This window comes from Paraglaciecola sp. IT1134 (assembly GCF_058068185.1).
Window position 1 is genome coordinate 4197861 of the sequence record NZ_CM176486.1, and the last position, 14655, is coordinate 4212515.

A 14655-nucleotide genomic window follows, 5' to 3' on the forward strand; every position below is an offset into this window, starting at 1 on the left:
GAGGGCATAGGCAAGAGCCAGGCAATGGTTGAGCAATCAGCTAAACGGCAAATCGGTTCATTCCAGGCTGGGTAATTGCCCTACTCGGGCAATCATTTCGGTGATAATTTGCAGGTCGAGTAAAAACTGCTCTACGCGCTTAAACTCGTTGGCATTGTGCCCGGAGTATTTTTCGTGGGGCATGGCCAGACCAAACTGCACACCATTGGGTAAGTTATGCACAGAGGTGCCGCCACTAGATGAGCCAAACTCACGAGGCATAGACAAGTTTTCTGTGGCCACATCAAGCAATGCATTCACCCATTGACCTTTGGGGTTACGATACATGGGCTCACGCATCGCAATTTTAAAATCCACCTCTACAGCACTGTCTTTTTGCCACACACTTAGTTTGCTCGCAATATCTTGTTTTAATGTGTCGACTTCGCGCCCCACTGGCAATCGTAAATTTACCCCTAGCTGCAGGTTAGCATCGTCAAGCTCAACAAAAGTGACGGCGTTGGTCAGTGGCCCCATAAATTCATGGGCATAATCAATGCTCAGGGTTTCGCCAAGCGAGCCCAGTCCCCAGTTGGCAGCAATATAAGTGGCGGCATCGGTTATATGGTTGTGCTTAAATAGGGCATTTTGCTGCTGTATAAACTCAATAAAAGCAAACATGCGCGACACCGGATTCACCCCGGACTCGGGCTCCGATGAATGGGCAGACACCCCCTCAACGGTGAGTTTTACCCCTTGGTTGTGCGCAATAGCAGTAATGGCAAAATTACCACCGTTGGCGGCAATAAAGTCAATTCCCAATTGATTGAGTTTGGTTACCAGCACCCCAGCTTCAGGGCTAGTAATAGTAGCAACACTTGCCCCAGGTATTTGATTCATGGCTAAACCACCGGTAATACCCACAATTTCAGCACTGGTGGTATTATTGGTTTGCCCTGCACGCACGGCAAAGTTTGCCATCACGCTGCCTGAGCCTTTTTCTGCGATCACCACCGGATAACCGCCATCCAGGGCCAGGTTGTAATTGGGAGTGGGGTTTTGGGCAAAATAATAGGGGATCGCTTCTGAAGAGGTTTCTTCGGTAGTATCAATCAATAAATGAATATTGCGCAGCAAAGGAATGTTTTCTTCCTGGATCACTTTCATGGCATACAGAGACACCACTATGCCGTTTTTGTCATCTTCAGTGCCTCGCCCATACATACGATCGCCAATACGGGTGAGGTGAAAAGGGTCAAGTTTAGTGCCATCTCCCAGCACCCAAAGTGAAGGGGTAACGGGCACCACATCAGCATGAGCATGAATACCTACCACCTCTTCTGAATTACCTTTGAGGGAGACTTCATACACCCGATTGTCAATATTGCGAAATGCCAGGTTGAAATCATTCGCAATAGCGGCTATCGCCTCGGCCATTTTATGGAACTCTGGGTTGTCATGCTGCGCCACATCTGACACGTTAAAGGTAGGAATAGCCACCAGTTGGGCCAGGGTCTTTATGGCATCGTCGCCGTGTTTGACCCGGGTATATATCCCTAACAAACGCTGCAGCACATGCAGTTGTGACGCATCCAGGGTTTTGTTGGCCCGATACTTGTTAATGGCGATAGACAAGGCATCTTTTTGCTCGGCATCTCCATTCGCAGTGATAACCTTTGAGGTAAGTAACTGGGCCAAAAAGTCATCAAATTTATCTGTAGCTTGTATATTGGCGCTCTCGATGATGCGGCTCGACAAATCCGCCGACACGTTCGCCACTGGCAGGCTCGCCACTGGCGTTTCAGCATAAATCGCGCTCGCAAAACCCATTGCCAGCATCAAGCCAGCCTTTAGCAAAATATTCAAAAGTACCTTCTCCCTTTTTTTATTTTTATAATAATTCAGCTGACCATCATATCGTGACTCAGAAGTAATCTAAACTTTGCTACAAAAAAATAGGTAAGTACAGCCAAACTCAGTAACGATATGCATACGGGTTGTATACATAACCCCCTTATCCAGGGCTACTGGCTCAAGGTAAACGCCACCCAAACAAAAGCAGCCTAATGGCTGCTTATAAAGGTGTAACACGACAGGTGCGCTGCACCCATCGGTTTTATTTAGCTTTTTTCAACGCTTTTTTGAGCTTTTTCACCTTGCTCTCATGCTTGGAAATTTTTGCTTTGCGGGCTTTGATCTCTTTTTTAAGTGTTTTTGCTTTTGCCATTTGGCTTCTCCTTTAACGGGGCTATACAGAATTCTTGCCGGTTAACCGCCTTTGGCAGGCGGTTTACCGTGAGATGCAATGAATTCGCGTATAAACCGGCGAACTTCCCGTGCTGCGCTAGTATCGAGGTCTTTACAAAGGCTAATAAACGTCGCCCTTTCCTGATCATTAATGCGGATAAGCAACTGACTGTTTTTCTTTTTGGTCGTTTTTTTACCCAACGTCAACCCCTGACTTAGCTAGCTAACTGCCGATTTATGTCTATCAACCATATATCACATGTATATACAAAACAAGTTAAGGTCAAAGGCATAAACAAGGCGCGCTAACCATTACAAAAGGTGCGGCTATCAATACATATTCAGAAAAATTTTGGTAGAGTAGGATATCGTCATGCGCCATTAGAGCTGTAAAATATGCAAGTAAACAACGCGCTTGATGAAATATCCACGCAACAACATAGCCGCCTAATAATTCAGGCTATTCGCACCGAAGAACACTATTGGCGCCAGCGTTACCCCATATTGCAGTACCAGAACTGGCTAGGAATGGGTATATTATTGTTTGCGCTAGTGGCAATGCTTAGCAGTGGTTATTTATATTATCTGGAACTGATCCCTCCTTGGGCATGTATTGTTGTGGCAACCCTTGGTGCCTCACTGTCACATGAAATTGAGCATGACCTGATCCATCGTCAATATTTTCGCGACAGCCCCGCCATTTATAATGTAATGATGTTACTCACCTGGCTGATGCGCCCTAATACCGTCAACCCTTGGTATAGGCGCGATATGCATCTGCTGCATCACAAAGTTTCAGGCACCAGTCAGGATGTGGAAGAACGCTTGGTAGGCAATGGTATCGCCTATGGCGTTAGCCGTTTTGTGGTGATGTTTGATGGCTTACTGGGTCTGTGCCTACGTCACCGGGTCTTACGCCGGGAAGTAGACAACTTTTCGGCGCGAAAATTACTCAGAGCCACCTTTCCCCTGGCGAGTCTGTATTTTTTAACCTGGTATGTTTTTTTGATATTCCACACCTACGATGCGTTATTCGGCGGGATTACCGGAGTAGCTTATCCAGGCTGGTTAGTACTATTGATGGATGGCATTGATTTCACCGTAGTGGTGCTGATCGTGCCTAATGTTATACGCTCCGCTTGTTTAAACTTTATAACATCCAATATGCATTATTATGGCAATGTGCATAACCTGCTGCAGCAGACTCAAATTCTCGATCGTTGGTATTTTATGCCCCTTCAGTTGTTTTGCTGCAACTTTGGCAGTACCCATTCGATCCATCATTTTGTGGTGAGTCAGCCCTTTTATTTACGCCAAATGGTGGCAAACAAAGCCCATAAAGTGATGCGCGAACAAGGTGTGCGCCACAATGATTTAAGCACTTTTGTGACGAACAATCGCAGGGTATCTCATGTCGAATAAGCAAGGATGTTGTCTCGAATGAAATTCACTCCGACCCCTTTTTCAGTTTTCAAGTATGGATGCTCTTTCACCAATGATTCAAACAACAGAACAGCAGTATGCACAGATAGTTAGCCAAGTTGGGCAATACATTTTTGACCATTGCGAAGGGGTAATTACCCTAGATGAGTTATCCGCTTATACTGGGTTTTCCAAGTATCATTTTAATCGTATTTTTTCATCTGCCACCGGATACCAATTAGGCGACTACATACAGCGCCGCAAATTGGAAAAAGCGCTCTATTTAATTAAACAAGGTCATCATAATATAATTGACGTGGCTTTGAGTGTGGGTTACGACTCGCCTTCCTCTTTTACGAGGGCTTTCAAAAAAATATTTGCTGTTACTCCTTCTGATGTTATGCAAGGTAAGTTTCCGACTAATGAGCGCGGCGGCAACTTGCCACCGAAAAAATATATTTTTGACAAACAACTGCAACCGACGTGGGTGGAATTGCCAGCACGGGACATCTATGGCTTGTCAGGTAAAGGCTTTAACAAACAAAGCTTTAACCAGGTGGCCAGTACGCTCTATGGACGTTTAACAAATATGGCTGAGCCACTAGGATTTGCAACCCTTCAGCCCATTGGGGTGTCAATTGATAACCCCTGGGTAGGTGAACAGACTGAAAGTCAATTTTTTGCGGGTTTTGTCAATGGCTTAAACACGTGCAGGGAAGAATTGCAGGTATTTAAATGGCATGCGGGATGCTGGGCTTGTTTCATCCACAACGGGCCGCACGACGTTATGTGGCAAACGATATCGCAGATATATGCGCAATGGGTTATTCCGAATAATATCAAACTGAAAGATCAGCAAATAGTTCAGAAGTACATTAATAGTCCGCAAACGGTTGCGCCAGAAAAGCAAATAACTGAGTTGTATTTTTCTGTCGCAAAGAGCATTGAGAAACATTAAGCAGGATCAATTCAACAAACTTTGATGTTTCGCACTTTCTGCACAGTAGAGATTGAGATTCCCCCATATAATGTTCAGAATTCAATTAACGAGACAATAATTATGTATGCAAAATTCACTTTCCTAAGTTGCTTGGCTTTGTTTATCGCTGTTGTTTGCCATGGTACAGCTGCAGCACAGGGCACTGCACAACTCGCCACTAAGGATATCGAGTTGTTTGATAACGTTAACCAACGGCCAATGAAAGTGAAAGTTTGGTATCAGGCAAGTGCGCAAAACTGTGATGCTCAAATTTGCTTAAAGTCAACCCAACAGAAAAATAAGATTGCCGTTATTTCCCACGGAGCCTTTGGTGCACCACAATCAATGAATTGGTTGGGATACGCACTGGCTTCACAAGGTTGGCTAGTGGCGGGCGTTGCCCACTTTGGTGAATCTTGGGTGTATGGCCAAGACAACATTGATCCCACAGTAGTTGCACGCTTTTGGCAGCGTCCGCAAGAGGTGCGTTTTGTTATTGATAGTTTGGATAATAAGGGGCTGTTCAACCTGCCCTTAGTAACAAATAACGTGGTGATGTTGGGCCATTCTTCGGGTGGATTTACCGCCCTTGCCATGGCTGGCGCGCGTTTAGAAGCAGGTAAATCTGAACGTTATTGCCAATCAGAGCAATCTAAAGGCGATCGCGGGTGCCAATATGATGCTCAAGAAAAACGCACACCAATGAGCGATGAAACGAAGCTAAAAATTGGTAAGTTACAAGAGCAGATGCAAGACCCGCGGATTGTGACTGTTATTGCTCTAGACCCGGCGTTAGGTCATGCAACGAATGAAAAAAGCCTCGCTAAAATTGAAGTTCCTACCTTGCTCATAGGTTCAGTTAATAACGATTTTTTACCCTTTAATGCCCATGCTAAATTCTATGCTGAGCATATTCCCAATTCTCAATTAATTGGTGTAGCGCAAGACGCCGGTCATTTTGTGTATATCGATAGTTGCGATTTGGATATAAAGGCGCAAGGTGTTGCAATTTGTAAGGATCGTGAAGGTGTTGATAGAAAAGCCATGCAAAAGCAAATTCTTGGTCATATTTTTGGGTTTATTTATCGTCAAGGAATATAGCGCCCTCCATGACCTTTTGTAAAATTACATCCCCAGGCAGCCACGACAAGAACAATGCCGCCGCAGAGCACGTAGCATAAGTAATTGCCCAAAAGAATCCGGGAAAAAGGGGTCGTAGTACATTAACTATTTACGGCCCAAGTTGAAGCGCTGACGGGAAAACCTTATCGCCAAGTAAACGAGGTCGGTCAACCGGGTAGAGAAAAAGTAGACAAGCAAATAAACATTACGGGCATAAATGTTAATCTGATACTGCCCCTTTATTTTTTCATTTTAGGTACGAAACTTGCTTGTAGACCTAGTATACTAACGAATAACTAAGGTTTGGTAACCGACTGAGCAAGCTAGTTACTATCACTGCTAAGTGGCGAAATTAGTTTTTGCCGCGCTTATTCTCGCATTAATTGCACCCTATTCTTTATTCAAATAGTTTACTCAGTTTTTATGCTTAACAAATTTAAAAGAACCGTCTGAGGTATTTACTTGGCGGTATGCACAAAGGGAACGAATAGAATGCGGAAGTACAACACCATACAAAACAATGGGTTATGGTGGATAAAAAGCATGACAGTATTAATGTTGCTGGGCTGTATTTTCAGCAACATTCGGCAGGCCCAAGGGGAAGAGCTGAATGATATTGTCTTGGGGGAAGGCCTTTTCGACGGGGTAACACTGCCCGCTTATAAAGTGCTTGATATTATTGGCCAGGCACCTGCAGGACGAACGTTAGACATCAAGTTAGTGAAAGATAATACAACAGTCAGTATGGCCAGAGTGTTGGTAAATAGAGACGGTAATTGGCAGGTATCACTGGTTGGTCAAGCTCCAGGTGGCCCATATCAACTTCAAATCATTGATGGCGAGCAGTCAAAAGTAGTAAATGATATTTTTATTGGACAATCTGATCACCTGGCTCGTAACCAAACGGGAGGCCTTATTCTATCAACACGCTTAAATGATGATATGGTCCTTCAACCCGGTGAAACCATTGAAATAAGCGGGTTTTCAGAACCAGGCCGGACTGTAGATATAAAACTCATTAAAGATCAGCAAACGGCCACTATGGCTAGAGTGCAAGCTGGACGCGATGGGCAATGGCAAGCAACCATGCCGGCTCAAGGGGCCGGGGGGCCATTTCAACTAAATGTCACTGATGGCACAGATCTTAAAACGATCGAGGGGATTATTATTGGGCGAGCTGATATCAAAAAAAAGCCAGTTGCCGCAAGCGAAACGGTGGCGCAAAACTCAAGTACTCCTGATCTAGTTGACGTTATCAGCGAACCGAAACTTCTGCAATCAGTGGCAATAGAACAACAGAGCGTTTCCAGTCTAATCAAAACCGAATTTTTGCAGCAGCAATTTGATGATTCATCTTGGTCCTTGGTTGATTTAACCTCACTGGAGGGATTACCTAACAGCGAAACCTTAATCGCTAGAAAATCTGTGCATTTCGCAGTTGAGCCGCAAGTCGTTAGCTTGAGTATTGGCCGAGCAAATCAGATTGCGCAGATAATAATAAACGGCCAAACCCTTGATGGGAAAGATTGGCAAGAAAATCCTCTGCAAATCAAAGTGCCGGTTGGTATGTTTCAATCGGGAGACAATCTTATCGTCTTGATATCGGTAAACCAATGGGACAATACGCGTTTTATTGGTTCATCTGAGCGCTTTAATATTACCGTCGACCAGTTTACGCTTAAGTTATCAAGTAATTGGCGAGTTTTTTATCCGGAGTCGAAAGAATTGTAGAGGCAAATAATTCAGGGCCATTTTGCGAGGTATTAATGAAATTTGGTAAATTGGCGTTTCATTAATAGTAATTAGTAGAGTCAGGCCAGTGTGCTGGAATGAGACGTTGGACTCACTCGTGCTAGTTCACCCTCGCGCTCGGCGAGGGTGTCCAGAATTAATTATTTGTCGGTTGTGACGCCCTACTATTTGGTAGTATCTTTGTCCCCATCCTTCTTCGCTGGATCATACTTGGCGAACCAGCCCATAATGTTGTCCGTCTTGGCGATAAGGCGGCTCGGACGTGAGGCAATATAATGCGGCGATCCCGGTACTCGAATCAGCGCTGTATCGACGCCGCGCATCGTCAGCGCCGTATAGAATTGTTCAGCCTCCCAGGCTGGTGTGCGATAATCTTCTTCACCCACCATGATAAGTGTGGGTGTCACTACCTTATCAATATAGCGGATTGGTGAATGTTTCAGGAAGGCTTCTGGGTTTGACCAAGGATCGGCGCGTATCCAGTGACGCCGCACAACCTGCGCGATATCCCCCGCTAATGCCATCGTCATCCAGTTGATTACTGGCTTGATGGATGCGGCTGCCACAAATCGGTTGGTCTGGGTCACGATCCAGGCCGTGAGAATCCCGCCGCCGGAACCACCGGTCACAAACAGGCGCTGTGGATCGGCATACTTACGCGCCACCATCTCGTCAACAACACTCATCAGATCGTCATAATCATGGCCGGGATACGCCAAATCAATCTCGAGCGCGAATTCCTCCCCATAACCTGTCGAACCCCGCGGGTTCGACCAGACCGTGACATAACCTTGTGCTGCATAACGCTGGATCTCGCTGGCGAAGAATGGCCCATACATGGCATAGGGACCCCCGTGGATTTCGAGAATTAGCGGGAAGCTGCCATCGGCTTTAAAGTTCGGCGGGAAGGCAACCCAGGCTTCGATTTCTTTTCCATCATGGCTTGAGGTAACCTTGATTTCCTCAATTTTAGCCATGTCCAAGTAGGGTAATACATCGGCATTGAGCTGAGTCAACACCCGCGAATTCTTTCCGGACATGCCGGCTACACCCACTTCTGCCGGGCGATCCGTGAAGCCTTGCGTATAGGCGATAATCGGTTTATTGCTGCTGCTGACCGAGAAACTACCGTCAGCATAGGGCCGACCAATAGATCCGCCTCCAATACCAGTCAAAACTTGTGCGGTCTTGCCATTCAGGTCGATATTAAATAGGCTTAGCACGCCATGATCTTCCGATAGAACCAGCAGGCTCTTGCCATTTGGCGCCCACAAAGTCTGGCCAATTGCCCCCGGGAAGTCGGCGGCCAGTGCTCGCATATTCGTGCCATCGGCGTTCATCAGGTACAGTTCGTCCTGCTGGTAAGACAGCGTCTTGTCGTCAAAGCCGCGATACGCAATGGTTTTGCCGTCTGGCGAAACAACCGGGGCGTGATCAGGGCCATCACGGCTGGTCAGCGGTCGCACCGACAAGTTCATCAGTTCTACTGCATAAATCTCACTTTCAATCGGGTCCAAATCCCGGTCTTCGGCCGCGTTGCCACAGACGAGCAAGGTGTCATTGTCCAGCCAAGCGGGAGAAGACATATCAGCTTCGCCAAACGTCACCTGACGCGGCGTGCCCCCATCGATTGGCAAAACGAACACTTGTGTCGCGCCGTCTTGCAGATAACCCTTACCATCGAATCGGAACGTCAGATCATCTATAACCTTCACGCCCTCGTTCCACTTCGCGCCTTCCGGTGGGGTTGGGGCCTTGGCAAAGCTTGGTTTGTCACCGTTTACGAACATACTAAACGCCATATGTTTGCCATCCGGTGACCACACCGCTTCTGACGGATTCTCGGTAAATTGCGCCAACGAAAAGCTGCGGCCGCTATCCACATACAATACCCGCAATTGAGGTTTACCCTCGATCGTCGTCGTGTAGATCAGGCGGCTGCCATCCGGTGACCATCGCGGCGTTTCAGCACCGGCGCTGCCTGTCACTAACGGTCGGTTGCCGCCATCAACAAGGTTGAAGATCCAGATATGGCCTGTATCCCGGTCCGTCATTCTGTCCATGGAATGACGCACATAGGCGACTGTCTTTCCATCAGGGGAAACTTGCGGATCAGTGGCATATTCCATGTCGAAGACGCGATCCGCCGTGAAGCGTTTCGACTGAGCTTCGTCCTCTTTTGCAGCGGCGCTGCCTATTGCAAGCAGGACCAATAAGCCTGCCATCAAGATATGTTGGTAATTCATCGCTTTGTCCTTCTGGTTTCTCGCTTCCTACAAATGTGCCGTCACACTTCAGCGCGAATATGGGCACAATAGGAGCCCATTGGCCAGAAGTCTAGGTGAATTTGCACATGAAAAAGGGTTCATGAAAAATGGACTGTACTAGATTAAATTTTTTAAAACTGAAATAATTTTGAGCGATTGATTTAAATATAACTCTTAATTAATTTGTATCATTCCCCTTTTTCACACTCAACGCTAGGGTAAGTCACCACCATGGTAATACCAGTTCAGCGCGGCCTTATCGGCAAAGATTTGCTTCCCCGCGTGGCGAAGATGACGTGCAATATCATCGGTCATGCCGTCGGTATTAGCCTGCCCGGATAGACCTTTTCGGATCATGGCACCGCTATTCAGAATAGGGATCTTGCCTGCGGAGCTAGCCTCAAATTTATCCTCATGCTGTTTCATCCATCGGAAAGACGTGTATTCCAAGATCGTTGGCCACTGCTGCGGGGTCGGTTCAATGCCTAGAAAGCCCGCAATATTCCTGATCGCAGCTTCGTGATTGTCTTTCATATCTGAGAAATGCAAGAACAACACGTTGGGAGAGTGACGTAGCGACCACCAGGCAGCCAGAAAACCAAAAAACATGCCCTGCATTTTATTGGCATCAATCACTTCGAAATAGAAAGACGGGAAATTTGGACGATATAAGGCCTCTTTCGGCACCTGCCAAAGATCAAACCAGGCATCGGTGTGCTGCCCGATAAACAGCCAAAAAGATACCAACGCTTCTTCGGGATTACGAAACACCACTATGTATTTGACATCTTTGCCGGTCGCCTCATTTTGAAACGGAACATTCGGTGGTGCAGAGTGGGTCTTGAAGGCCCGTCGGGTTTCTATAGGCATCCGCTCCAATCGATCCAGTACGTCCTCAAAAGACTGCTCCGGGTGACCCAGAAATTCGATCCATGGCACCTCAGCATAAACGTCTTGAAAATCCGCCGTACCACCAGTAAGTAACTGATAAACAATATTCATTGTCCATGTGGTGCCACTTTTGACTGGAACCGAAATAACAATATCGCCATCACGCCAGGTTATTTGCTGTTGAATGGCTGGTTGTATCCAAGGGGGGCCACTTGGCGGGGCCTCAGCTTCTAGTTGTTCATTCATATCGCTATACTCAAGTTCGGCATTTAAGCATAGTTCATCGACAAAAAAACAGCAGAATAAAAGACGATAAAAGGGCTTTCATGGTGCTAAGTCAGGGTTGAGAAAAAGGGGTCGTAGTACATTAATTTCTTAAGAATGAAATATTTTTAGGGATTGACTTAAATATAACCTTTAATTTATTGGGATCTGCCCCTTTTATAAACAACGGGATTTTGCTGGGTATCCTAGTCGCACTCAATTATTGACTGTCTTCAAGATAGGATAAAGTTCAGTTAAAACGTCTGGATTTTCAATGGTAGATGGGATAACAAACTCTTCACCATCGATCATTTGGCGCAGCGTTTTTCTGAGAATTTTGCCCGATCGGGTTTTAGGCAGTCTTTGCACAACTAATACATTTTTCAGTGCGGCAATGCCGCCAATTTCGGCTCTAACCCTTGCTTTAAGTTCCGCAACTAACGCCTCATCTGTTTGGCTAATACCGTTTTTGACAACCACAAGACCTAGTGGCACTTGCCCTTTAAGTTTGTCAAAAATACCGATTACCGCACATTCAGCAACCGCCGGGTGATCGGCTAAGATTTCTTCCATTTCACCAGTAGAAAGTCTATGACCCGCCACATTGATCACATCATCGGTTCTACCCATGACAAATAAATACCCTTCATCATCAATATAGCCCCCATCACCGGTAACATAATAACCAGGTTGAGCAGTCAGATAACCTGCTTTAAAACGGGCTGGATTTTGCCATATTGTCGCTAAACATCCTGGGGGCAACGGTAGCTTAATGGCCACACACCCTTGTTGATTAGCAGCAACGGGTTGGCCTTGCTCATCTAAAATTTCAACTTTATAGCCCGGTACGGGAAAACCCGCAGATCCTGCTTTAGTTGCTTGGTGTTTGGTATCCAGTGGAATACTGGCAATTGGCCAGCCCGTTTCGGTTTGCCACCAGTGATCAATAACAGGTAGTTGTGTTTTGTCTTTTAACCAGTGATATGTTGCTGGGTCTAAACGCTCACCGGCTAAATATAAACGTTCTAATGAAGACATATCATAGGCCTTCATCAATGTTGCCTCTGGATCTTCTTTTGCGATCGCTCTAAAAGCGGTGGGTGCAGTGAAAAGTGCCTTAACTTTATATTCTTCACACACTCGCCAAAAAGCACCGGCATCAGGCGTTCTGACTGGCTTTCCTTCATACAATATGGTGCTACAACCCGCCAGTAACGGCCCATAAACAATATATGAATGACCCACCACCCACCCTACATCTGAGGCGGCCCAAAATACATCACCGGTTTGCATACCATATACATGCTTCATACTATAAAGCATGGCAACAGCGTGGCCACCATTGTCACGCACAACCCCTTTAGGTTTTCCTGTGGTGCCTGAGGTGTATAGAATATAAAGCGGGTCGGTGCTTTTTACCGGCGTTGGCGGCACAGGAACGGCCGTTGCCATTAAATTTTGCCAGCTGTGATCCCGACCTTCTAGCAAATCCGCTACAACCATGTCTCGTTGAAAAATAATGCAGTGACGGGGTTTGAAATTCGCACTCAGAATAGCTTGATCGATTAAGGGTTTATAAGGAACAATTTTTTGAATTTCCACACCACAACTGGCGCTGACAATCACTTTAGGTTGGGCATCATCTATCCGTACGGCCAGTTCATGGGCGGCAAAACCACCAAAAACAACAGAATGAATGGCACCTAACCGAGCACACGCGAGCATCGCTATTGCCGCTTGCGGGATCATCGGCATATAAATAAGCACCCGATCGCCTTTTTCAATGTGTTTTGAACGCAATACATCAGCAAATTTGGCAACTTGCTCGGTAAGCTCATGATAAGTGAATTTTTGTTTTTGTTTAGTCACGGGAGAATCGTAAATAAGTGCTATCTGGTCGCCACGGCCTTGTTCAATATGGTAATCGAGGGCAAGATAACTAGTATTTAACTCCCCGTCAGCATACCAGTCAGTCCAATTATCACTATTTGTCGACAATATTGTTTCAGGTTTTTTATACCAGGCAACCAGCTCTGCTTGCTTTTTCCAGTATGTATCCGGCGAATTGGTTGAATTACTGTGCTTAGTGGCATAATCCATTTTTTATCTCTCTATCTGAAATATTGTGCTAACTATAAAACTGTCGACAAAATAAGAATATAAGACCTTGGGCTGATAGTCGTTGCTATTACCCACATGAAAGCGTATTACGTTAAATATAGTCAATTGTCCGGTGAAAATGAGGCTGTTAGCAATCGGTTTTGCGAGGGGGGATTTATCGAAAAAGGGGGCGAGAAAAAGGGGTCGTAGTACATTAATTTCTTTGGTGGCCAGCAATTTCGGTATCACCTTCACAGGTTACCCGTGGTTACATTGTCATCAGCGCTTTGCCCCTAAACGTTACCGTTAACGCACAGCCGAATGGGGAACTACTAATGAGACAATTGGCTTCATACCCAACCTTAACAATTAGACGAAATAATCACAGGCACAACATCGTGTCGCACCACAGATTCAGTTACAGAGTCATTAGAAGCTTATGATTTTTTCTATATTCGGTATAAGATCACAGAATCATCGGCAGAATGATCTGTAAACGTCTCCGCCGATAAAGCTTGCCTGGTTGAGTGATACATGTTCGACACTTGCATTTAAACTTCGGTCAGTTGTTTAAATGCAGTAGTGTGTGCAATATAAGACGCTCTATACACCTGTATATAAATGATGACGTAACAAATGCTTAAACTATCGATTACATTTTGTTCTGTCGTAACAATTTTACTGACAGCCGTTACCGGCTTTAATGCCATAGCAGCCAGCTTGGGACCCACATTTCCATTTCCCCAGGGACTAGAGCTGCATTCTGACGACAATAATATTACTCGACATATTAATTTTACCGCTCAACCTGTATCTGCAAGTGTCGATACGATAAAACTACTTATCCAGCGTCTAGATTGGAACGTTACCGTGCTAAATGTGCCTCTGGTTCGATCCCTTAGTTATATGGATGCGGGCAAAGCAGTATGTATTGTTAATAAAATTAAAACTCCGGAAAGAGAAAAAAAATATTTATTCTCGAAGCCAGTTAATTTTTTTGAAGCCCAACGACTTTACCAATTAACAGAATTGCCTCCCATTTCTGACGCGTTTTTAGATAAGCAAGGAGCAGTGAAAAGTATCCATGCTGTAATAAACTCACAACCTGAGTCAACGATACTCACACCTACTGATTTTTCGTTTGGTGAAAAAATTGATAAGGATCTTAAACAATTAAATAGAAATCAAAACATTCCTATTTCTAATAGCTCCTATTTCGATTCGGCGATGAAAATGTTCGCATTTAAAAGAACAGATTATGCCATTGTTTTTCCGGTTGAACTTCAACGAAGCTCTGACGAATACTTGACACACGATGTACGTTCCTACCCTATAGCAGGTAATCCAAAGTACATTGCAGGGCGATTTTGGTGTAGTGACTCGCCTGAAAGTCGACGATTAATAGCAACGATTAATAAAGTCGTGAAAACGCTGTATTCAGATCCTGAATTTATCGAAGCACACACTCGGTATTTGCCTGAACAAAGCGCTGTTGCGATCAAAAAAATAATTGCAAAGTATGCTATTAATGATGTTGTGGACGATGACAATTTGATTCGCTGACCTAAAACTCCCTTGAGTTACGCCATTGGGGAAAAGGGGACGCAAAAAGGGGTGGAGTGAAATTCATTG

At 45.3% G+C, this 14655-nt stretch carries 10 protein-coding genes; 5 read left to right on the top strand and 5 right to left on the bottom strand.

Annotated features, from left to right (window positions below):
- Positions 1–57: 57 nt before the first annotated feature.
- Both AC3RV5_RS18375 and AC3RV5_RS18380 read right to left on the bottom strand, forming a co-directional pair.
- Positions 58–1845, bottom strand: coding sequence for a dipeptidase (locus tag AC3RV5_RS18375; protein WP_489729031.1), 1788 nt, complete (start codon positions 1843–1845; stop codon positions 58–60).
- Between the two features lie 402 nt (positions 1846–2247).
- Positions 2248–2427, bottom strand: a complete 180-nt coding sequence (locus AC3RV5_RS18380) for a hypothetical protein (RefSeq protein WP_489729032.1) — start codon at positions 2425–2427, stop codon at positions 2248–2250.
- A gap of 195 nt (positions 2428–2622) precedes the next feature.
- Between AC3RV5_RS18380 and AC3RV5_RS18385 the strand changes: the two genes are divergently transcribed.
- From AC3RV5_RS18385 to AC3RV5_RS18400, 4 genes are all read left to right on the top strand, one after another.
- Complete coding sequence (locus tag AC3RV5_RS18385; protein WP_489729033.1) at positions 2623–3648, top strand: fatty acid desaturase; 1026 nt, start codon at positions 2623–2625, stop codon at positions 3646–3648.
- A 73-nt stretch (positions 3649–3721) separates the two neighbouring features.
- The gene (locus AC3RV5_RS18390) at positions 3722–4606 is read left to right on the top strand and encodes a helix-turn-helix domain-containing protein (RefSeq protein ID WP_489729034.1); all 885 of its coding nucleotides are present in this window, start codon (positions 3722–3724) and stop codon (positions 4604–4606) included.
- 24 nt (positions 4607–4630) lie between these two features.
- The gene (locus AC3RV5_RS18395; protein WP_489732206.1) at positions 4631–5728 is read left to right on the top strand and encodes an alpha/beta hydrolase family protein; all 1098 of its coding nucleotides are present in this window, start codon (positions 4631–4633) and stop codon (positions 5726–5728) included.
- Positions 5729–6292: 564 nt separating this feature from the next.
- Positions 6293–7480 carry a DUF1533 domain-containing protein gene (locus AC3RV5_RS18400; protein WP_489729035.1) on the top strand — a complete coding sequence of 396 codons (1188 nt, stop codon included), beginning with the start codon at positions 6293–6295 and terminating at the stop codon, positions 7478–7480.
- Between the two features lie 185 nt (positions 7481–7665).
- Here AC3RV5_RS18400 and AC3RV5_RS18405 read toward each other — a convergent pair whose 3' ends face one another.
- The 3 genes from AC3RV5_RS18405 to AC3RV5_RS18415 form a co-directional block, all read right to left on the bottom strand.
- A complete protein-coding gene (locus AC3RV5_RS18405) occupies positions 7666–9747 on the bottom strand; it encodes a S9 family peptidase (protein ID WP_489729036.1) in 2082 nt (693 codons plus the stop codon).
- Positions 9748–9981: 234 nt separating this feature from the next.
- The gene (locus AC3RV5_RS18410) at positions 9982–10905 is read right to left on the bottom strand and encodes a sulfotransferase domain-containing protein (protein ID WP_489729037.1); all 924 of its coding nucleotides are present in this window, start codon (positions 10903–10905) and stop codon (positions 9982–9984) included.
- A gap of 234 nt (positions 10906–11139) precedes the next feature.
- Positions 11140–13023, bottom strand: coding sequence for a propionyl-CoA synthetase (locus AC3RV5_RS18415; RefSeq protein ID WP_489729038.1), 1884 nt, complete (start codon positions 13021–13023; stop codon positions 11140–11142).
- A gap of 636 nt (positions 13024–13659) precedes the next feature.
- Between AC3RV5_RS18415 and AC3RV5_RS18420 the strand changes: the two genes are divergently transcribed.
- Entirely contained in the window at positions 13660–14586 is a 927-nt protein-coding gene (locus AC3RV5_RS18420; protein WP_489729039.1) for a transporter substrate-binding domain-containing protein, read from the top strand.
- The last annotated feature ends 69 nt before the right edge of the window (positions 14587–14655 follow it).

Excerpts from the sequence above, each read along its gene's own strand:
- AC3RV5_RS18415 (WP_489729038.1), bottom strand. The coding sequence starts at position 13,023 with ATGGATTATGCCACTAAGCACAGTAATTCAACCAATTCGCCGGATACA.
- AC3RV5_RS18420 (WP_489729039.1), top strand. The coding sequence starts at position 13,660 with ATGCTTAAACTATCGATTACATTTTGTTCTGTCGTAACAATTTTACTG.
- AC3RV5_RS18390 (WP_489729034.1), top strand. The coding sequence starts at position 3,722 with ATGATTCAAACAACAGAACAGCAGTATGCACAGATAGTTAGCCAAGTT.
- AC3RV5_RS18410 (WP_489729037.1), bottom strand. The coding sequence starts at position 10,905 with ATGAATGAACAACTAGAAGCTGAGGCCCCGCCAAGTGGCCCCCCTTGG.
- AC3RV5_RS18400 (WP_489729035.1), top strand. The coding sequence starts at position 6,293 with ATGACAGTATTAATGTTGCTGGGCTGTATTTTCAGCAACATTCGGCAG.
- AC3RV5_RS18405 (WP_489729036.1), bottom strand. The coding sequence starts at position 9,747 with ATGAATTACCAACATATCTTGATGGCAGGCTTATTGGTCCTGCTTGCA.
- AC3RV5_RS18395 (WP_489732206.1), top strand. The coding sequence starts at position 4,631 with ATGTTTCGCACTTTCTGCACAGTAGAGATTGAGATTCCCCCATATAAT.
- AC3RV5_RS18385 (WP_489729033.1), top strand. The coding sequence starts at position 2,623 with ATGCAAGTAAACAACGCGCTTGATGAAATATCCACGCAACAACATAGC.